Source organism: Ornithinimicrobium cerasi, assembly GCF_003702705.1.
GTDB lineage: Bacteria > Actinomycetota > Actinomycetes > Actinomycetales > Dermatophilaceae > Ornithinicoccus > Ornithinicoccus cerasi.
This window is the reverse complement of record NZ_QZMN01000059.1, coordinates 1-1,303: the sequence shown is the minus strand read 5'-3', so window position 1 is coordinate 1,303 and position 1,303 is coordinate 1. Positions and strand designations below refer to the sequence as shown.

At 71.0% G+C, this 1,303-nt stretch carries 1 protein-coding gene; it reads left to right on the top strand.

All coding sequences use genetic code 11. From position 1 onward, the window contains the following. Positions 1-14: 14 nt before the first annotated feature. The gene (locus tag D4B81_RS17770) at positions 15-1,253 is read left to right on the top strand and encodes an IS256 family transposase (protein ID WP_237566092.1); all 1,239 of its coding nucleotides are present in this window, start codon (positions 15-17) and stop codon (positions 1,251-1,253) included. Positions 1,254-1,303: the final 50 nt, after the last annotated feature.

Below are 1,303 nucleotides of genomic sequence, written 5' to 3'. Positions count from 1 at the left end.
CCGCTTCTCCCAGTATCGACCCTGAGGTCTTCCTGCACGAGCAGCTCGCGCAGGCGAGCCCGGACCTGATGCGGCACCTGCTGCAGTCCTTCATCAACACGCTGCTCTCGGGGCAGGCGGACGCGGTCTGCGGCGCCGAGTACGGCGCCCGCAGCACCGAGCGGACCAACCGGCGTAACGGGTACCGGCACCGGGACCTGGACACGCGTGTGGGCACCCTGGACGTGGCGATCCCCAAGCTGCGCGAGGGGTCCTTCTTCCCCGAGTGGCTGCTGGAGCGTCGTAAGCGTGCCGAGGCCGCGCTGACCACGGTGGTGGCGACCTGCTACCTGCTCGGGGTCTCCACCCGGCGGATGGACAAGCTGGTGACCGCGCTGGGCATCACCGGCCTGTCCAAGTCGCAGGTCTCGGTGATGGCGGCCGAGCTCGACGAGCACGTGGAGTCCTTCCGCACCCGGCCCCTGGACGCCGGCCCGTACACGTTCGTGGCCGTCGACGCGCTCGTGCTGAAGGTGCGTGAGGGCGGGCGCGTGGTGAAGGTGTCCGCGCTGGTGGCCACCGGCGTCAACGCCGAGGGATACCGGGAGATCCTGGGCATCCAGGTCGCCACCGGGGAGACCACGGCCTCCTGGCTGGGCTTCTTCCGCGACCTCGTCGCCCGCGGCCTCACCGCGGCCGGTCCGGTGGGTCTGGTCACCTCTGACGCCCACGCCGGCCTGGTCGAGGCCATCGGCGCCACCCTGCCCGGAACCGCGTGGCAGCGGTGCCGCACGCACTACGCGGCCAACCTCATGGCCGCCACGCCCAAGTCGTCCTGGCCGTGGGTCAAGGCGCTGCTGCACTCGGTGTACGACCAGCCCGACGCGCCAGCGGTGCAGGCCCAGTTCGACCGGGTGCTGGACACCCTGGCCGGCAAGCTGCCCGCGGTCGCCGAGCACCTCGAGGACGCCCGCGCCGACATCCTCGCGTTCACCGCCTTCTCCAAGGAGGTGTGGCGCCAGATCTGGTCCAACAACCCCCAGGAGCGCCTCAACCGCGAGATCCGCCGGCGCACCGACGTCGTCGGCATCTTCCCCCACCGCGAGGCCATCATCCGCCTCGTCGGCGCCGTCCTGGCCGAGCAGCACGACGCCTGGGCCGAGCAGCGCCGCTACATCGGACTCGACGTCCTCACCCGCTGCCGACACGCCCTGGCACCCACCACCACCGGACAGGAGGAAACCGCTGCTACCGTCCCCGCACTGACGGCCTGATCAACCCCACCGAGGGATCACCGTCGTACACCACTTCACCGGACTTGACC